This is a genomic window from Montanilutibacter psychrotolerans, from assembly GCF_003719825.1.
Taxonomy (GTDB): Bacteria; Pseudomonadota; Gammaproteobacteria; order Xanthomonadales; family Xanthomonadaceae; genus Montanilutibacter; species Montanilutibacter psychrotolerans.
The window spans coordinates 229,272-248,885 of sequence record NZ_RIBS01000002.1; the positions used below are offsets into that span (position 1 = coordinate 229,272).

Sequence of the window (19,614 nt, forward strand, 5' to 3'; positions counted from 1 at the left end):
CCTCCCGGCCAAGGTGCCTGGCTCCCGAACGGGAGCCGCACCGCAAGCGGGAACCAGGAGCCCCACCATGTCCCATCCCAAACCCAACGCGTTGCCCTGGCTGATCGTCTCGGTCGTGGTCATCGTCCTCGACCAGCTCAGCAAGGCCTGGGTGCTGTCGTCGCTGCCCGAGTACACCCAGGTTCCGGTGATCGAGGGCTTCTGGAACTGGTACCGCACCTACAACACCGGCGCGGCCTTCAGTTTCCTCAGCGATGCCGGCGGCTGGCAGAAGTACTTCTTCAGCGTGCTCGCGCTGGCCATCAGCATCGGTCTTGGCGTCTGGATGTCGCGCACCCCGCGCCACGACTGGAAGACCGCGTTGCCGTTCTCGCTGGTGATCGGCGGAGCCATCGGCAACCTCATCGACCGCCTCCTGCACGGCCATGTCGTGGATTTCATCCAATGGCACGTCGGCGATTACTACTGGCCCGCGTTCAACATCGCCGATTCGGCGATCGTGGTTGCCGCCGTGGGAATCTTCGCCACGGCGTTGACGAAGTCCGGCGACTCCGCCAAGGCCGGCACCGGGGCAGGGGAGTAAGATCGATGGCTGGCTCACGTACCGCGCACTCCGTCCTTCTGCAGCGGGAGCACTGATCCCATGGACGTACTGCTCGCCAACCCCCGTGGCTTCTGCGCCGGCGTCGACCGCGCGATCGAGATCGTCAAGCGCGCCATCGAAACCCTGGGCGCACCGATCTACGTGCGCCACGAAGTCGTGCACAACCGGTTTGTCGTTGACGACCTCAAGCGGCGCGGCGCGATCTTCGTCGAAGAACTCCACGAAGTGCCTGACGACGCCACGGTGATCTTCAGCGCCCACGGCGTCTCGCAGGCCGTGCGCGCCGAGGCCGACCGTCGCGGACTCAAGGTCTTCGACGCCACCTGTCCGCTGGTCACCAAGGTGCACCTGGAGGTCACCCGCAACTGCCGCGCCGGCCGTGACGTGGTGCTGATCGGCCACGAGGGCCACCCCGAAGTCGAAGGCACGATGGGCCAGTGGCGACGCGAGGCAGGCACCGGCCAGATCTACCTGGTGGAGGACGTCGACGACGTCAACGTGCTGGAAGTGAGCCAACCCGACAACCTCGCCTACACCACGCAGACCACGCTGTCGGTCGACGACACCCGCACCGTCATCGAGGCGCTGAAGGTGCGCTTCCCGTCGATCCAGGGCCCGAAGAACGACGACATCTGCTATGCCACCCAGAACCGCCAGGACGCCGTGCGCGAGCTGGCGGCCCAGTGCGACCTGGTGCTGGTGGTCGGCTCGCCCAACAGCTCCAATTCCAACCGCCTGCGCGAGCTGGCCGAGCGCGAGGGCGTTGATGCCTACCTGATCGACGGCGCGATCGAAATCGACCCGCAGTGGGTCGACGGCCGCAAGCGCATTGGCATTACCGCCGGCGCCTCCGCGCCCGAGGTGCTGGTGCGCGGCGTGATCGAGCGCCTGCGGGAGCTGGGCGCGCAGCACGTGTCCGAGCTGGACGGCGAGCCCGAGGACATGGTGTTCGCCCTGCCCAAGGAACTGCGCCTGCATCTGATCAATTGACCGGCCACGTCGCACAACCGTACAATTCGCGGCCACGCGGATCCGTCCGCAAGGGCCAGGGGCCAGCCCCAACCCGCAGGTTCTCGCCGGAATAGCTCAGTTGGTAGAGCGGCGCATTCGTAATGCGTAGGTCGTAGGTTCGATTCCTATTTCCGGCACCAAACCAGGCACTTCTTAGATGCCCCATTTTCTAGGGGTCTATTGCTGAAAGTGCCTTGTTGTCAGGCGTCTAGCCGGCATCGAACAAAGAAAGCCTCGGCCAGTCCGGGGCTTTTTGCTATTCCCAGCAAGCGGTAGCGATGGTCACAAATCGCCCGAAAGTTCGATTCTAGTGGCCCAAAATTGGCCCACGCCGGATGGGCCATCCCCACTCCAGCCAGCAAAGGTGTAGTGGTCACAGCGGGGCCCGCTGGCGGCGGCATGCTGGCCAGTACTCCCCAGCGGGCGCGCTGTGTCATCGACGACACTGGCATCCACCCGGTGGAGATTACGAACAGTTGACTGCACGATGCTGCCGACCATTCCTGATGGACAGGAATTGCGGCGTCGGCTATCAGGTACCGGTCAGCCGTCTCTCGCTTCCACTGGACAACGTGGTGGGTCTACACAGCAAGGCTTTTCCCTAGGGCTGATCGCGGCATTTCCTGACTTCGCGCTCCTTGACCCGCTTTGTGCAAGTTCCATAATGAGCGCAAGACAGCGGGCTGGTAGCTTCGGGGAACGGCGAGGGGTCGCCCATTCCGCATCGATTCGCGCCATCCTGGACCACAAGGATGCTGGTGATCGTGTCGCGGCATTCCCGTGCGCTGCATCGGCGCAGGGGACAATGAGTGACCAACAAACAGCATGTCTCGACGCCACGCAGTGGTGTCGTTAGCGAGTCGCGTCGCCCGATTCTCGCGGCCGGACTTTTCACTCTCGTCGTCGGCATCCTGCTGGCTCCCATCGGGTTCGTGGTGGCCGATGCAGTCGCCGATGTCAGCGCGATCGACGCCACCGCGGTGGTTCCGGACACCGCTTCCGACGCCGTCGCAGCGACGGCCGCCGAGTTCCGCGTGGACGAATCCGGATCGGCGACCTACTCGGTCGCGCTCTATGCCGTGCCGGGTACCGCGGGCGTTTCGCCGAAACTGTCGTTGAACTACTCCAGCCAGGCTGGCAACGGACCGCTCGGTAAAGGCTGGTCGATCGGCGGGTTGTCATCGGTCAGTCGGTGCCGTGCCACGCGCGAGGCGGGCGATTTCATCGTCGCCGGGGCGGTCACCGACGGTGACCCGCGGCCAGTCAACTTCACCGCCAGCGACCGCTATTGCCTTGATGGCCAGCGCCTGCTCGTCGTAGCCGATGGCCCGGCCTGTGCCAACGTGGCTGGCATGCAAGTGCAACAGCTGCGCACCGAGGTCGAGACGTTCTCCCGGGTGTGCGCGTACACGCCGACGGCCTCCGCTACCAACGGTCCGGCGTTCTTCACCGTCGAACGCAAGGACGGCTCGACGTCGTGGTACGGCGATCGCGTCAGCAACAACACCCAGTCGCTGGGCTACAACGGCTACTTCAATAGCACGGCGCCCGGCAAGACGGCGTTGGCGTTGTTGTGGGCACAGACCCGCTTCCAGGATTCGACCGGCAACTACATTGACTACCACTACCTGAAGAACCCGGCAGGTGCGGGGCTGGGCGAGCACCTGATCAGCAAGGTTCGATACACCGGCAAGGTAGTGCTGCCGGGTCAGGTAGGCGCCGCGAAAGCGCCGTACGCCGAAATCGTCTTCAACTATTCCGCACGCCCGGGTGCGCAATGGCAGCGCGGCTACCAGGCCGGGGGCGAGGTGGCGCAGACTCACCGCCTCGACAGCATCGCCTCGTCCGGCGATGGCGAACCGGCACGCTTCTACAAGCTTGCCTACGCCACCAGCACCTCGGGCAGCAATGCCAGCCTGCTGACCAGCCTGCAGGAGTGCCGCGACAGCGGTGCGGTGGTGTGCATGGCGCCGACCACGTTCGATTGGAGCACGCCGAGCAACGAGTTCGTTGGCGAGGGGACGTGGAATCCCGGTCTGTTCGGCAGCATGCAGAAGTTCAACGGCTACAAGCTCGGCGACATCAACGGCGACGGCCGTCCCGACATGGTGTGGCTGAAGAACGCCGACACCAGCGAAGCCTGCACCACCGAGTACATCGTGGTGGCGATCGGCGAGCTCGATTCGTACGGCAAGCCGACGTTCCGTCCTGTCACCGATCAGCAGCTCTGCGCGCCCACCGAGATCAGCGTCCTGGGTGATGCCAGCTGGCAGCTGTTCGACTACAACGGCGACGGTCGCGACGACCTGTTCATGGCCGGCGGTGGCGCGAACGACACCTGGGCGATCTACCCGTCGCTGGGCGAGTCCGGAACCGTCATCGACATGGGCACCAACCTGTTGGCCGGGATCTCGATCCCGGTGAAGCGTCCGACATCCCCCACCGATCGCGTTGCTCACCCGCAGCTGGCGGACCTGAGCGGTGATGGGCTATTGGACATCGTCTACCGCCGCATGGACGGAAATAGCGGCGTCGTTGCGCGCCTGATGGAGCGCGGGACGGGAATCTTCGCGTGGGGCGCGGAGCGCAGCATCGTGTTGCCGGCCCATCCAGCGGGCAATCAGTGCGGCGGAATGCCTCCCGAGGCCGAGTGCACGTCCAGTAACTTCATCGAGTTGAACCAGAACATCGGCGGCTTCCAGCTGCAGGACTTCAACGGCGACTCGCGCTCCGATCTCACGGCCAATCTTGTCGCGACGCAGTCCTACACGTACACGGAATCAGGAACCTGCACGGGCGGTGGTGGCAATCCGCGTCAAGTCTTCACCATTACTCCGCTGGGCAAGTGCATCGCCGAATCCGCGGTAGGCTACCTGCTCTCGCTAGTCGTCGAGTCGATTGCACCGGGCAGCACCGGTGCAATCGTCCTGTCAACGTATGGGTTGACGCCTTCACGGAATGCGTCGGATATCTTCCGAAACCGTGACGCGAACGAGCACTTCGCGGACTTCAACGGCGATGGCCTGACCGATCTGCTGCAGGTCGCGCTTCCTGGCACGAACTCGACGTTGCACCTCAACACCGGAGTCGGCTACGCCGCTCCCATCGCGTTCGGCATTCCCTCGAAGAAGCAGTTCATCCGGATCGCCGACCTCAATGGCGATGGCCGCGCGGACCTGATCTACCCACGGGTCACCCAGGACATGTACGTGGTCCGCTACGCCACGCGTGCCGGCGGCTTCGAGGGCGAAGTGCCGGTGGCCGGTGGCGGCGCCACCACCGACTGCGGCGATGACCCGTGCTTCAACCGCTATTCGAGCTTCTTTGCCGATCTGGATGCAGACGGCGTCCTGGACTACTACCGCATCCGCTGGAGCGATGACGACCCGCACTTCTACGTTGCGCGCTCGACGACTCGCAATCGCCCGCGCGATGTGATCGCAGCGTTCACCAACGGCTTCGGCGCGCTCACGGAGGTCCACTACGCGACGCTGACCAACGGGGCGCTCTACCGTCGGGGCGCGAACAGCCGCAACGCTTTCAACTGGGGACGTGGCGCCCCGGTGATGGATCTGTTGGCGCCCACCTACGCGGTGGCCTCGGTGTCCAGCAGCTCGCCACAGGCCGGCAACGCGAACGCCAAGGCGACCGTCCACTATCGTTACGCCGGGGCAATGGTCCAGGGCGGCGGTCGCGGTTTCCTCGGCTTTGGCGAGATCGCCACCGTCGACGTCAATCAGTCGGGCGGTTATGTCACCACCACCACCAGCTACAACCAGAACTTCCCCTACACCGGCATGCCGGCGCGTACCACCAAGCGGGCGGTCGTCGGCGGCAGCTACGCCGTGCCCGCCTGCCTGAATCCCGCGCAGCCGGTCGGCAACGCGTGCTTTGCCACGCCGGGGCAGGCGTTCCCCGTGCTTCCGGGTAGCTGGTTCTCCGACAGCCTGCAAAGCTGGGAGTCGGACACCGACATCGGTGCAGGAGCCACTGCATTCAGCACGACGGTGCAGGCACCGGTGCAGGTCCGTACCAGTGGCAGCGAGGAGTCGTTGCGCGATCACCTCAGCGGCACCCAGGCAAGCCGGCTGGTGACGACCTTCGACTACGCGTCCTACGGCAACGTCACCCTCACCAGCGCGGACACCTTTGCCGGCACCGGTTCGACACCGATGTCGACGGTCATCACCTTCAACGTCTACAGCGCCGACAACACCACGGTCTGGCGCCTGGGTCGGTTGACCGGCGCCACGGTTACCCATCGGCGTCCGGGGTTGCCGGATGTCGTGCGCAAGAGCCTGTTCACCTACGACATGGGCACGGCGATGACCGGCCAGCTGACGCATGAGCGCAGCTTCGCGGGGGACGGAAGCGATGCCCGCCAGAACCTACTCAAGGTCTACACGCTGGACGAGTACGGCAACCGCACCCGGTCCAGCGCCTGTGCCGATCCGGCATCCTCCAACGCCTGCGCTGGCATGGTCTTCCACCCCGCCACGGCAACCCAGGTCAATCGCTACAGCCGCGTCGAGTACGACACGCGGGGGCGCTATCCGGTCACGACCTTCGAGCCGTTCTGGAATGGCACGGGATCCAGCGAACAGGCGACCCAGACCGTGGTGTCGCGCAACGTGTTCGGTGACGTGACCGAAGCCGTCAATCTCAATGGTGTCAGCACGGTGGCGGTCGCCGGAACGTTCGGTCGGCCGTACTACGGGTGGGCGCAGGTGCGAAGCGGATTCGCCGTCGGTGATCCTGCTGCGGGCGTGGAGGCCTGGACGACGTACCGCTGGTGTGGCGCGGGCGTTGGTCAGGTGTCGTGCCCGGCCGGTGCCCGGTTCCGGCAGCAGGTCAGAGGGGAAGCTTCCGTCACCACGTGGACGTGGTTCGACGTGCTCGGCCGCCCGGTCATGAAGGCTGGCGGTACGTTCAACGTCAATGTCGCCGACAAGGATGTCAGTGCCGTGTGCACCGACTACAACGCCGCCGGCAATCCGGTGCGCGTATCCAATCCGTTCTTCCTGGCGGGAACGGGCGGGTCGAATGGGCCGACCGTCGCCGCCGATGTCTGCCAGACCGGGCGCCAGTGGACGGTCACCACGTTCGACGTGCTCGGCCGCCCGACGAAGATCACCGCACCCGACAGCAGTACGGTGTCCACCGAGTACCGCGCCAACCTGACCATCGGAACGGACCCGCGCGGAAAGACCACCACCGAGATCCGCAACGCAAAGGGCGAGTTGTCCCAGACCATCGATGCGGATGGGTTGGTGACTGGCTACAAGTACAACGCCGATGGCACGCTCTTTGAGGTGAATCGCGACGCCGGGCGCGGCCTGATTCGCAACCGTTTCGGCTACGACGAACTGGGTCGAAAGACCGTCCAGGACGACCCGGACGCTGGCGCGCTGTACTTCGAATACAACGCGCTGGGCGAACTGACCGCGCAACGGGACGGCGAAGGCAATCGGATCGAGAGCGAGATCGACGCGCGCGGGCGCACCTGGCGCCGCACCGTCAAGGGTGCCGGGGGTACCGTCGAATCGACCTCGACGTTCGAGTTCGACACCGCCGCCAACGGTGTCGGACAGTTGGCTCGCGAGGAGGTGGCGGGCACGTACGCGGCCTGGGCGGGGCAGGCTGCCACGGCGCTGGAGTTCGCACGCAGCTACCAGTACGACGCCTTCGGCCGCGGCTTGGGCACGACGACCATCATTGACGGCGTCAGCTATGCCACCGCGGTCCGATATGACACCTACGGGCGCCCATGGAAGGGGATGGACGCATCCGGACGCTGGGCGAAGACCATTCTCAACAGTCGTGGCCAGGCGGTGTCGGTGTGCGAAAGCAATGCGAGCGACACGACCGTCAGCTGCCCGCCCGACGACACCACCTACCTGACCACGCTGGAAACCGATGCGTGGGGGAACGTGATCAAGGAGCGTCGCGGCAACGGCGCGGCGATGGAGGTCACCCGCAGCTACCGCGCCGACAACGGTCGGGTGGAAACCGTCTGCGCAGGCGCCGCCGGCAGCTGCAACGTGCTGCAGGAAGGGTATGGCTGGGATGCCGCCGGCAATCTGCACACGCAGCAGAAGGACCAGCACTACCTGGAGTCGTTTACCTACGACAACCTCAACCGGCTCACCGACGCGAAGTTCACGATGCAGGCCGGCGCGCCGGTCAACGTGACGACCTTGTCGCACAGCTATGACGCCGTGGGCAACGTGTGCAAGCGGCACGGCGCCAGTTACGGCTACGAAGGCATGGCCGGTTGTGGCACCGGCACCTTGGTGGGCAGCGGCGGCGCCGGGCCGGTGGGCGCGCATCGGGTCAGCGAGATCGTCAACAGCGCAGGCGTCGTCACGTCGTCCTACTACTACGACGCACGCGGCAACCAGACGCTACGTGACAGCAGTGGCACGTCGGCCGACCGCACGATCCGCTACTCGCTCGACGACCGCGCGCACGAGATTGCGCTGGGCAATGGTCTGCGTGCACGCTTCTGGTACGGCAGTGACGGCGCCCGTTACAAGCGCGAGGATGCCGCCGGCAGCAAGCGCACGCTGTACCTGGGCAATGTCGAGATCGAGGTCGTCGGCGGCGTTACCACCATCAAGCGCACCGTGGCCGGGGTCATGTTGCAGAAGATCGTCGGCGCGGCGGTCACCAGGAGCTACCTGTTCCATGACCATCTGGGCAGCCTGGCACGGATCACCGATGCCAACGGCGTTGTCACCGACAAACTGGATTACCGTCCGTTCGGTGAGCGCCGCGACACCGCCAACCCGGTGCTCATGACTACAGCCGCACCGAGCCTGACGACGCGCGGTTTCACCGGCCACGAGCACATCGACGGGCTGGGCGTGATCCACATGAACGGCCGCATCTACGACCCGGACCTGGGCCGTTTCCTGCAGCCCGACCCGGTGATCCAGGCGCCAAACAACGCGCAAAGCTGGAACGCGTACACCTACGTGTTCAACAACCCGCTGCGTTACACCGATCCGACCGGCATGATCGGCATCGCGGAACGGCAGTGGGCGGCCACTGCGTTCGCGATTGTGTACACCTACTTCACCTGGGACTTGCAAGGCGGTGCGGCGATCGCGGCGGCGGCGGCCGGCGGGTTCGTCAGTGGTGCCATCGCCACCGGCAGCTGGGACGGGGGCATCCGTGGCGCATTCACCGCAGGCCTTACCGCCGGCATCGGCATGGGCGTTGCGCGGTACGGCGGTGCAGTCCGCGTGGGAGCCATGGCGATGACCGGTGGTGTGCTCGAGTACGTCCAGGGCGGTAGCTTCGGCCACGCCTTCGTCGCCGCCGGCCTGACCGCGGCGGTGATGCCGGGCGTACGCGGCATCACCAACGACTTCGCCCGCATCACCGTCGGTGCGCTCGTCGGCGGCACGCTGTCAGAGCTGACGGGTGGGAAGTTTGCGAATGGGGCTATCAGTGGAGCGATCCAGGCGGCGATGATTGGGCGTCGAAGCAACGAAGTCGCGAAGCGGAGTGCGGGCAGGAGCGGCGAAACAAGCCGTATGTGCCCAGGCGATGGTGGTGTGGATGCAGCCCAGCTAGCGAGGGCGAAGCGTGTTGCTCAAGACCTTAACGCTGAAACCCTTGTGAACAATTTCGAACATGGCGCCCTGTTTTACGACCCAATCGAGGGCACGACTGGCGACTTGCAGAGCGGAGAAATAGACACTTGGGGGTCGCATGTTGAAATTGGCCCATCCGGCACCGTCCCGTCAGGTTATCGCAAAGTTGGCGACATCCACTCCCACCCGCCGACCGGGGTCGACTTATTCGCAAATCAAGCAGACGTTGATGCTCAGCGCGGGCTGAGGCTTGGGGAGAGTTTTCGGGTTAGGTACGGCTTTTCAGGAGGAGACATGGATGGATATCGAAGAGATGGCGTTAATGGCTGGATGGTCCCGGCTGGCACCGGTAAGGTGTTGTATTTTCCAATCCTGAATAATTCTCAGAACTGTCACTATGAATTCTCTTACTAAAGCATGTCTCGTGGCGCCGCTCTGCGCTGCCGTATCATGTGCTGTATATGCGGCGGAACCGGTAACCGTGATCTTGGAGAAGGCGCGTAGTGAGCCCCCGATCTCAGGTGTCCTTGGGTACTCGGAGGATTGTTCTTTTGCCATCTATCAGGATCGAATGTCGGCCATTCGCAGAGATGCCCAAGGCTCGATTCCATTGGTGAATGATAAGGACGCCAACGCAATAGACGGGTCCCTTCCGCTGGGCGCCTATATAGGAAATTACGTCCTAGTAAAAGGGGATCTGAGTACTCGTCCGGAAATCAATCTTGGGAACGCTACTGTCTATTATTCCTTCGGGAGGCCGTACGGTTATGCGCAAAGAGAATTTGTCTGTGCGCGCCGTCCTTCGGGCCACATTCTTGGGGTGGAGGACGTGATGAAGCTTGATTTAAGACTTCCTGCCTTACAAACGGCATCTGGAGTTCTTGCGAAGGAAGGTGGGTTCTATCGCCTCTATAGCGACCGCGAGGCCGCTACTGACGGTGCATGGAGTTACGCAATAGATGTTCGGTTTAAGTTGGAACCTACTGTCTGTTTGGGGCGAGAAGTCATCATTGACGGAATGCTGGACAAGCCGCGACGGAGAACTGGGGCGGTCTTGGAGTTAGCAGATGCCAGAATTGTTGAGTCAACCTGTGGCGAGGCTCCGTAGAGCCGCCAAGAATGGGGGCGGGGGAAATAAGCTGCCGGTGACATGCTAGTCAGCGTTCTGCATAGCACTGCCTCCACTGCCTACACTGCCTACACTGCCTCCCAAGATCCTGCTGACTCTGTAGGTTCCTGGTGTGGCCTCAAGGGAGTGGAAATGGTTCCAGGTTCATTTTCTTTGGCGTTGAGACGCGGGTCTGGGGATTCTCTGGCGATGACTTCGGAACCCGCTCCGATGGAGCGGAAGCCTGCCTATCATCAAACTGCATCGGTGATCTCACGGCGTCCTACACGCAGAGAATCGAATCAATGGGGACGGAGACAATTAAGCCGCCCGCGTGACATGCGAGTCAGTGCTCTGCATGGCACTGCCTCCACCGTCGCCCCAGAGCCTGAAGCAAAGCAGACGGCGCCTGACGACGCGCGGTTTCACCGGCCACGAGCACATCGACGGGCTGGGCGTGATCCACATGAACGGCGGCATCTACGACCCGGACCTGGGCCGTTTCCTGCAGAGGTTCCGCAAACTCCGTAGCCAGACAAGCGCCGGAAGCCTCGTCGATCTGAAGGTTCTGGAAGCCGAAATAGCTCGGCCGCTAACACGGATCAGAACGAACGAAGCCTGACTTGCCGTGCTTCGTCGACCTTCGAGTGTCCGGCTTGTGCGAGCACCGAATCGGTAACGGCTTCGGCTGTGATCCGGCGATGGCGAAGATGGACAGGGAAATCCACAAAAAAGAGGAGATGCTGTGAGCGACCTTTCAAGCGGGCCAGGCCAAGAGCCGCGTACGGCGACGAATCGACCCTTCAAGGCGCGGGCATTCAAGGAGATGAAATCTTGGCAACTCACAATCCTAGGTTGCCTCAGCGTGTTCGAGTCATCGCTCATGGCCTACTTGTTGGGGCGCGTCTGGCCGATGTACATCGAGGCGATAAATTCCAGTGAAGTCTTTTCCTGGCTAGGGTTAGCGGTGTCCCTGCACCTCGCAGTCCTTGGCGTGGTGGCCATCATCTTTGCGGCAGTAGGCAAGCGTTGTGGTGAATTGCTCTATCAGCGCCACCTCGACTAGTGCCGCTCGGCGCACGTCAGTTCTCCAGGTCGAAGCGACGTGACATTGGACGAGGCGTCTAGATCTACACTCCGATGACGATGCCTTGTGCTTTGACAGGCTCGCTAGTCGCGGCACGGCGGTTGCCCGTTCTGGGCCGCCTGTGCCTACGGCCAGTGCCGATAGGGCGGAGCGGTTGGCGGCCATAACTTGGGGCGGAGATGAGTTCATGGTGTTGCTCTGCAACGATGCGACCCGGCCAACTGCGTCTTTAGCAGAGCGTATTGCCGAGGTCGCGCCGCGAGATTCTCCGTGCGGCTTATCGCTCGGATGGGCCACGCGAAAGAACAACGAGACTCTGGAACAGACCATGGCGCGAGCCGACGAACGACTCTACGAAGAACGTCGGCGACGTCGGAATGATGCGGCCTAGGGGGCGATGCGTGGTACACGGTCTTCCGTGAGCTGATGAACGAGCAACCCCCAGAGCACGACCAGCCATGGCTGTCCGATCGTGTGCGCGATCTCGAGGTTCACGTTTTCAACTCGCCGAGATGGCAGCAAAGCCTTGATGACGTCGAGTCGCAGCCGCGTGCTATCGATGATCCGAACTAGGCAGATGAGCGAAAGGAACTTGGGAGTCGGAGCGCGCATGGCGCTCCGCTCCTTGCCTGCATTACATCTTGCCGTGCGCGGCCTGCTCGATGAGCTTGGCGACCGCCTCCGGCTTCGAGACATAGATCGCATGGCTGCCGGGCACCTCGACTACCGTCGCACCAGCGCGATTGGCCATCATCTGCTGCGCCGGCGGCGGGATCATGCGGTCTTCGGTGGCCACCAGGTACCAACTCGGCTTCGCCTTCCAAGCCGGCTCGGTAACGGCGCCGCCTAGCGCCTGGACACCCCACGGCACCTGCGAGTCCGCCATGAAAGCGGCTTCCTCAGCGGAGACATCGCCCGCGAACGAGGCTGCGAACTTCGCGCGATCGAGGAACAGGAAGCCATCCTGCGGCGGGAGGATCGGTGGCTGCGGTGCACCCGGCGGCGGGTTGGCGATCAGTGATTGCACCGACTCGCCCTTGTCGGGAGCGAACGCAGCGATGTAGACCAGGCTCCGGACCTTGGGGTCGGTGCCGGCTTCAGAGATCACGACGCCACCGTAAGAATGGCCGACGAGGACGACGGGACCGTTCTGCTGCGCGATGGCGCGCTTGGTGAACGCGACGTCATCGGCAAGCGACGTGGTCGGGTTCTGCACGATGGTGACGTTGTAGCCGTCCTTCTTCAGGATGTTGTAGACCTTGGCCCAGCCGGAGCCGTCGACGAAGCCGCCGTGCACCAGCACGACGTTCTTTACGGCTTCCGGGGTTTCCGCAGGCGCGGCGTTCGAGGTGGAGGCAAAGGTCATGGCGGTAGCGGCAGCGAGGCCAAGAATTTTCATGTTCACGGAGTCTTCTCCAAAGGTTGGGCGGCGAAGCGAGGAGGGCACACACATCACTTGGGGAGAGCGGGGATCACGTTCACCCTCGAGGCACAGGTTGCGCTCGGCGCCCTGTGCGCACCATCGGTTGAATGACCGAGGTCGGGAGCGGGAGGGGGCGCTAGACTTCCGGCCCCCTTCCAAGGTACTTGATCCGACGTGGACGCCTCCGCCGTTCCCCTGCTGGACGTGATTCGCTCGCTCGCGTTCGTGGGCGACCTAGCCATGGGGCAGCCCACCGATCACTCGCCGCGGGCTGCCTGGTTGGCCGGACAACTGGCCAAGTCCGTTGGCGCCGACGACATGACCTGCCAGGAAGCTACTGCCGTCTCCCTGTTGCGCTGGTCAGGCTGCACAGCCAACGCGCCCGAGTTTGCGCATCTGTTCGGCGATGACGTGAACGGACGGAAGGCGCTGCTCGCCACGCAGTCTTCCAGCAGCGGGTTTCGTGCCGGCACTCGTCGCAAGGGATCGGCATTCCTCTCGCTGTCGCGCATCCATTGCGAGGTTTCGGGCGACATCGCGGCGCAATTGGGTTTGAACGACGCGACGCAATTCGCCTTGCGCCATCTGTTTGAAAGCCACGACGGCAGCGGAGCGCCCGATGGTCTGCGGGGCGAACAGGTTCCCGTCACGGTCTACATCGCGTCGCTCGCCGGCGACCTGGACATCTTCAATCGCCTCTACGGCCTCGAGCAGGCGTGCAAGCTCATCGAGCATCGTGCGGGCGTTCTGTATCCGCAGGCGCTCGCCAGCCTGGTGGTCGCCAATGCCTCGCGATGGCTGGCGGCGCTCGACGACGATCCGACATTGTCCGGGCCGTGTTCGCTCGATGTTGCATTCGCCGATCGCGCCACATCCCTGGAGATCCTGGCTCACGTCATCGACCTGAAGCTGCCGTGGATGACCGGCTACTCGCGCCGGGTGGCGCAGCTGGCCAGCAATGCGGCGGTGGAGCTCGGTCTGGGGGCACCCAGTCAGCAGATGGTCTATCGCGCCGCGCTCATCCATGGCATGGGCCGGGCCGCGGTACCCAACATGATCTGGGAAACCCCCGGCAAACTCGCGGAGTCGGCGTGGGAGCGTGTGCGGCTGGTTCCCTACTGGACAGGACGTGCTGCGCGGCAAATCGGTTCGCTTGCGGGCGAGGCGGAAGTCGCGTCGTACGCGTACGAAAGGCCCGACGGGTCCGGCTACTACCGCGAGGCCAAGGCGGGAAACATTCCTGTCGAAGGACGCATCCTGGCCGCCGCCGCGGCTCTGGTTGCGTTGCGTGCGGCGCGCCCCTGGCGCGATGCATTGACGGACGCCGCCGCGGGCGAGCTGTTGATGGCCGAAGCCACTGCAGGACGCTTCGACGCCGAGGTTGTCCGCGTCCTGTTGAACAAGCCGCGGCGTATCATGGCCAAGCCGCTCGCCGCGCCGTTGACGGGGCTTCTCTCGGAACGCGAGCGGGACGTGCTGCGCTGGATCAGCCTTGGCGCGAGCAACAAGACCGCAGCGCAAAAGCTGTCGATCAGCCCAAGCACCGTGCGCACGCACGTTGAGAGCGTGTTTCGCAAGCTTGAATGCACTACACGTGCAGCTGCCACGTTGAAGGCGACGCAGCTAGGCTTTCTCTAGGACCCATGTCCTGAAAGCAGCATCGGTCGGGTGGCCGTTGGCGACCCTCTGGAGACGTTCCGGAGGTCTGTTCCGGGTGCACACCCCAGGTTTTGACTGGAGGCGCGGCGGCTTCGGCACCTCCTCGGCAAAGTTTGGCGGTGCAACTCAGTGGTGCTGAACTAGCAATCGGCGCTTCAAGCCCACCAAAGGCTGCGAGGAGCCTGCGCGCCAGGCTTCTCTCCGACAGATATGGCAATAATCCAGAGCTACAAGCATTCGGAAGCTAATGGCCACGTCTAAGAACACATCGAAGCCGAAAACACCTCGTGGCGGCAGCGCGAAACGCGCGCCCGCGACGCTGCGGTCGACGAGCGGCGCCGGGTTCGAATTCTGATAGGCGCCTGGCAGTTGGTGAAGGCCCTATCGGGTGAGCTGGCGCCGGGAATTGGAGGTGTAGTCACACAGGTCCAAGCCCAGGTCTCGACCCTGGGCTGGCGTATCGACGACCTGCTGCTGACGGCGCAGGCGGCCGGCGTCCCACGGCGGCTGGCGGTTTCGGCTAAGGGCAACTTACAGGTAAACGCAGCCGGCCTTCCCGCTGACTTTGTGATGCGCGCCTGGGATCAGTGGCGTGACCTGCAGGGACCCTTCAGCCGAGTTGCTGACGGGCTCGCTTTGGTGACGATAGGGACGGACAAGGCGTTCGTTCCGACGTGGCGCGAGGTGAAGAACGCGTGCAGCGGTACGGATGCGGCGCTCACGTTGAGTCGCATCCGCAGCAATAAGAGGCAGTCGCGCGTCTTCGACAGCGTCCAGAAGCCCGGCGGCGCGTCCGACGAGGAGACCATCGAGCTCATTCGGCGCCTGCACGTGCTGCCTACTGACTTGCAGCTCGCGCACTCCGAGAACGAGACCCAGGCTGTCGCGCAGTGCCGTCGCTTGCTCGCGTCTGGCCGTGAGGACGAAGCGCAGTCTCTCTGGAAGGAGCTCATCAACGTCGCGAAAGAGGTACGCCTTCGCAGGGAGACCATCACCGTCCCGGACCTGTTGTCCCTGCTCCGGGGCCAGTTCGGCCTCCGCCATCACCACTGGTGGCGACGCTTGAGCAGCTACTTCCAGCCTTGGGCGAGAGCGATCTCAAACACCACGATTTTGGCACCAAACGGGAGAATGGGCTCATCCGCCAGCAAACGGTTTGGTTGCGTCGCGTGGCGGGTGCTGGAGAGATTGAGGATCTATTGGATGAGACTCTTGAATGGCTTTCTTCACGCAAAGCGGCCCTTGTCGCCATCGACCCTTCAGCCTTTTTGAAGATCATCTGCTATCCCTCAGACGGTGGCCTTGCTATCAGTCCGTCGGTTTCGCAAGCCTTGGCCAATCTCGGCGTATTGCTGCTCGTGGAAACTGAGGGGGCTGCGGGTGAGGCCTAACAAACCGGCCCATTGCCGCTCAGGGACCTAACAATTCATTAAAGCCGAACCCGCTTCGCGGGTCGGCTTAATTTCAGGCGTTAGGCAGCAGATGAGCACTCTCGCAATTGAAGCATTTTATCCCACGGTTCACCGCGATCACATGCCGCAGGTTCCGTCCCCTAGTCCCGCGCGGCATGTGCTTGTTGTTTCATCTGGCAAGTTTAGGCTTGAGTTCCTATCCCAAGCTCAGCTTGAGGCCGCAATCGCCTACTTCCGCTCGCCGTCCGGCTCAACGCGTGTTTCTGCCACTGGCGGAGAGAATTGGGAGTTTCAGCCATGGCTGAGCAGATTGCCCGCCGGCATCAACAACGTGCACAATCGCGACCGGGTGTTGTCGGCGCTACTATCCGCAAGGGAGCTGGCTCGTGAGCATTTGCCATAGTCACGGGCTGCTGCCTAACAATTCATTCAAGCCGAAGCCGCTTCGCGGCTCGGCTTAATTCAGGCGTTAGGCCTCATGTATCGAGTAATGCTTGCCTGTAATGGAGTCCCCGAGCATGTCGGCGCCGTCGCCGCCTCTGACATCGCGGAGGAGTTCACTCACCGACCCTGGCACCAGAACGTCCAGAGCACCTGGGATGGCTCTAGGCTGCTGCTACAAGCGGACAATGACTACGATTCGGATGGCTCTGCCCTTGCGGACGAGTTTTCGGATGCCATTGCCGCGTGCATTGCTGATGGGTTCAATGGCAGCATCACGGTCGAGTCGGTCACAGCGCTGGCTGGGGCCTAGCAATTCATTCAAGCCGAAGCCGCTTCGCGGCTCGGCAAAGTGCTAGGCGCCACAGGAGACGTGATGGCGGTCCTAGTTCTAATGGCATCACCGCTGCTGAGGCATCGTCCAAGGATTCCATTCGTGGATGTCAGACCGACCGCTCAAGTTCTGGATACCCTGATGATTCATTGAAGCCGAAGCCGCCTTCACGGGCACATGGAAGCACCACCCAACTTTCAAGGAGCGACGATGTCCAGCAATGCAATCAGCGGCCATGACGCGAAACTTCAGGCCGAAAGTCTTAGGCAACGATCGAAGTCAAAGGCCAAAACCGCGCTGATTGTCGGCGCAACTTCTGGCGCACTGTTGATCCTCTCCGTTCCACTAGGGTTTCGTCCCCCAGGAATCTGGACGTTCATCTTTGTTCTCGCCGTGGTCTGCGTTGTGATCTCGCAGTTTGTCCATGCGGGTATTCTGGGTCGCCGAGCAAACCAGCTTGCCGCCCCGACGAATCGACAGTAGGCAATGGCCTAACCAATCAGTCAGGCTGCCGCAGCCTCGCGGATCGGCCAATCAGGCGTTAGCTCTCATGAAGCAACTGAAATTCGCAGCCACACTTTTGATTGGGATGATCTTGCCTATGACGAGCCTTGGGATGAGTTCTATCGACAGTAGGGTGATGATGAAGCCGGTCCTCACCCTGGCAGCGGCAAAGGAGATCGCGTCTGCCGCGGAAGCCGAAGCCCGGGCGCACAGCTGGCGCGTCTCCATCGCAATCGTGGATGATTCCGGACGGTTGCTTTACTTCCAGCGCATGGACGACACAACCAACGCCAGCGTCGATATTGCCATCGCGAAGGCGCAGCATGCCGCAAACTATCGGCGTGACACGAAATTCCATCAGGAGTTGCTGGAGAATGGAAACCATGTCGTCTTGACGCTGCCAGCCAGCATGCCGCTCGAGGGCGGCTTGCGATTGATGGTGGATGACAGGGTAGTTGGAGGTATTGGTGTTTCCGGCGCGCAGGCCGCCGAGGATGGCCAGATCGCCAAGGCGGGCGCCGATTGGCTGGCGAAGTAGCCTTTGGTGGTCGTGTGCGCGGGAACTTTTCGGGGAAATCCAAAAAATGATCTTGTGGGGCTGGGGCGAGCGCACTGTTGGCTTTGATGTTGAAGAGCATCAGTTCTGTCACAACTGCGAGCAAGACCGCGTCTTCAATTTGCGTCTGAAGTACGAGTACGGCAATTTTTACCATCTGTTTGGCTGGGTCATCAGCAAGCAGTTTCAACTCGCCTGTCCCTCCTGCTCGCACGGCTGGATATTGAACACTGCGAGTGCGGAAAGCTTGTTGGGTCGAAATCCAATTCAATTTCACCAGAGGAACGGCTGGATGGTGATGATGGCTCTGGCCCTGATCTTCGGCGTCGCGGTGTTCGTCCATCGCAATGCCGCCTAGCAACTCATAACTGAAAGGTGGGGCGCGCGTCCGACCGGCGTCAGCCTGGAACTGGCAGAGCGGCTACGGATCAGCGGTCGTGCGGGCTCAAGCAAGCGTCATGAGCGACTCGGCCTAATCCTGGCGCTCGATCGCAGCGCATCCCCACCCATTTCATTGGCCGATATGCACATCGAAGAGTGCGTTCAAATTGCAGTTCCGCCTGTCGTCATCGACAAAATTTGGAGCGAGGTCGATCAATGGCACCTTTGGGATCCAGACACGAAGTTCGCCCAACTCAACGGCCCGTTCTCAGTTGGAACCAGGGGCCGGATAGTACCCAGCAAGGGGATGGGGGTGCCAATGGTAGTCTCGGAGCGGACCGAGGGTCGATCATTCACTGTAGAGGGATACATTCCCCTGTTCCGAATGCATTTCGAGCACACGGTCATTCCAACCGTGACCGGCTCTGAAGTAACTCATCGGGTGTGGTTCACCGGCCTCCTTGCTTTCCTGTTCGGCTCAAGCGTTGCCAAGCAGGTCCGTGAGGGGCTTCCTCGAACCATGCAGTCGCTCAAGATTTATGCGGAGAAGCGCCATGCGTCTCTCAGCGGTGTCGCCTAACGGTGCGTTCAGGCCGACACCGTAGCCGTCCGACCTGATTCTTGCGTTTGGCCATTCATCAATCCGGGATAAATGATGAGAATGCTATTTCTGCTGGCGCTCGCTTTGACGATCGTCGGTTGCGCGCAACGACGACCGCAAGACATGACCAATACCGACATCGCCAAGTTCAAGGACGGCTACTTGAATGGATGCAGCAATTCGGTGGTCAAACGAGGAGCCACTCCGGCGAGAGCCAGTGCATTGTGTGGCTGCATACTGAACCAGCTTGATTCCAGCCTCTCGCATAGTGATTGGCAAGTGGCTGCCCTCGAGACTCCACAGGAGTTCCACGAGAGAGTCAATGCTCATTGGGGACCCTGCCTGACGCCACAGGGCTAGGACGGGCTGATACTTCATGCTGGCCGTCGTCGCTTCGCGACATGGCTCAATTTCGGAGGCCAGGTTTCCCTACGGAGAGTTCACGATGAAGATTTGGATTGGTCGCTGGATCATGGGTGTTTCCATCATCCACACGCTATTTGCGATCGCTGTGTTCAAGGACGTGCTCGCTTCCATCGTGAGCCGCGGCGTATTCAACACCGTCGGCGCAGACCCGCTGACTGGAGTGGTCGTCTGGTTCGTCCTGTTCGGCATCGTGCTGTTCGTGTGCGGTATGGCCACGTCGGCGCTCGAGCGGGCGACGGGCGGCCATTTGCCCAAGTCCCTCGGGTGGGGCCTCCTTGGCCTGGTGATTGTGGGGGTTGTGCTGATGCCGGCGTCGGGGTTCTGGCTCGCCATTCCCCCAACCATTGCCATTCTTGCCAGGAAGCGCCAGCCAGCATTGGCTGCTGCGTAGATTCAACCGTTCAACCAAGAAGCCGAAACCGCTTTGCGGCTGGGCTTTGTTCATGGTTTGGCCGCCGAGGGGCCG

The 19,614-nt window shown here is 62.5% G+C and carries 15 protein-coding genes and 1 tRNA gene; 14 read left to right on the forward strand and 2 right to left on the reverse strand.

Going from position 1 to position 19,614, the window contains the following annotated elements:
- The first annotated feature begins 67 nt into the window (after positions 1-67).
- From lspA to EER27_RS17555, 7 genes are all read left to right on the forward strand, one after another.
- The gene (lspA, locus tag EER27_RS04615) at positions 68-583 is read left to right on the forward strand and encodes a signal peptidase II (protein WP_123086862.1); all 516 of its coding nucleotides are present in this window, start codon (positions 68-70) and stop codon (positions 581-583) included.
- A gap of 60 nt (positions 584-643) precedes the next feature.
- Positions 644-1,594: a 4-hydroxy-3-methylbut-2-enyl diphosphate reductase gene (gene ispH / locus EER27_RS04620; RefSeq protein WP_123086863.1), complete on the forward strand. Its 951-nt coding sequence runs from the start codon at positions 644-646 to the stop codon at positions 1,592-1,594.
- An 85-nt stretch (positions 1,595-1,679) separates the two neighbouring features.
- Positions 1,680-1,755: transfer RNA gene (locus EER27_RS04625), tRNA-Thr, on the forward strand.
- 669 nt (positions 1,756-2,424) lie between these two features.
- Positions 2,425-9,630, forward strand: a complete 7,206-nt coding sequence (locus EER27_RS04630) for an FG-GAP-like repeat-containing protein (protein ID WP_123086864.1) — start codon at positions 2,425-2,427, stop codon at positions 9,628-9,630.
- Between the two features lie 1,052 nt (positions 9,631-10,682).
- On the forward strand, positions 10,683-10,946 hold the full coding sequence (locus EER27_RS04635; protein ID WP_148040932.1) for a hypothetical protein: 264 nt from the start codon (positions 10,683-10,685) through the stop codon (positions 10,944-10,946).
- Positions 10,947-11,069: 123 nt separating this feature from the next.
- Positions 11,070-11,390 carry a hypothetical protein gene (locus tag EER27_RS04640; protein ID WP_148040933.1) on the forward strand — a complete coding sequence of 107 codons (321 nt, stop codon included), beginning with the start codon at positions 11,070-11,072 and terminating at the stop codon, positions 11,388-11,390.
- A 142-nt stretch (positions 11,391-11,532) separates the two neighbouring features.
- Entirely contained in the window at positions 11,533-11,802 is a 270-nt protein-coding gene (locus EER27_RS17555) for a diguanylate cyclase domain-containing protein (RefSeq protein ID WP_123086867.1), read from the forward strand.
- Here EER27_RS17555 and EER27_RS17255 read toward each other — a convergent pair.
- Positions 11,799-12,023: a hypothetical protein gene (locus EER27_RS17255; RefSeq protein WP_123086868.1), complete on the reverse strand. Its 225-nt coding sequence runs from the start codon at positions 12,021-12,023 to the stop codon at positions 11,799-11,801. The two genes, EER27_RS17555 and EER27_RS17255, sit on opposite strands and share 4 nt — an antisense overlap.
- Before the next feature lie 22 nt (positions 12,024-12,045).
- A complete protein-coding gene (locus EER27_RS04655; protein WP_223807173.1) occupies positions 12,046-12,858 on the reverse strand; it encodes an alpha/beta hydrolase in 813 nt (270 codons plus the stop codon).
- Between the two features lie 150 nt (positions 12,859-13,008).
- Between EER27_RS04655 and EER27_RS04660 the strand changes: the two genes are divergently transcribed.
- From EER27_RS04660 to EER27_RS04690, 7 genes are all read left to right on the forward strand, one after another.
- Complete coding sequence (locus EER27_RS04660; RefSeq protein WP_223807174.1) at positions 13,009-14,472, forward strand: HD domain-containing phosphohydrolase; 1,464 nt, start codon at positions 13,009-13,011, stop codon at positions 14,470-14,472.
- Between the two features lie 393 nt (positions 14,473-14,865).
- The gene (locus EER27_RS04665; protein WP_148040935.1) at positions 14,866-15,765 is read left to right on the forward strand and encodes a hypothetical protein; all 900 of its coding nucleotides are present in this window, start codon (positions 14,866-14,868) and stop codon (positions 15,763-15,765) included.
- Between the two features lie 1,125 nt (positions 15,766-16,890).
- A complete protein-coding gene (locus EER27_RS16860; RefSeq protein ID WP_148040936.1) occupies positions 16,891-17,163 on the forward strand; it encodes a hypothetical protein in 273 nt (90 codons plus the stop codon).
- Between the two features lie 67 nt (positions 17,164-17,230).
- Positions 17,231-17,722 (forward strand): GlcG/HbpS family heme-binding protein, encoded by a 492-nt coding sequence (locus EER27_RS04675; protein WP_223807175.1) that lies wholly within the window; start codon positions 17,231-17,233, stop codon positions 17,720-17,722.
- 46 nt (positions 17,723-17,768) lie between these two features.
- Positions 17,769-18,098, forward strand: coding sequence for a hypothetical protein (locus tag EER27_RS04680; RefSeq protein WP_123086872.1), 330 nt, complete (start codon positions 17,769-17,771; stop codon positions 18,096-18,098).
- 165 nt (positions 18,099-18,263) lie between these two features.
- Complete coding sequence (locus EER27_RS04685) at positions 18,264-18,701, forward strand: SRPBCC family protein (RefSeq protein ID WP_123086873.1); 438 nt, start codon at positions 18,264-18,266, stop codon at positions 18,699-18,701.
- 466 nt (positions 18,702-19,167) lie between these two features.
- Positions 19,168-19,539, forward strand: a complete 372-nt coding sequence (locus tag EER27_RS04690; protein ID WP_223807176.1) for a DUF6463 family protein — start codon at positions 19,168-19,170, stop codon at positions 19,537-19,539.
- Positions 19,540-19,614: the final 75 nt, after the last annotated feature.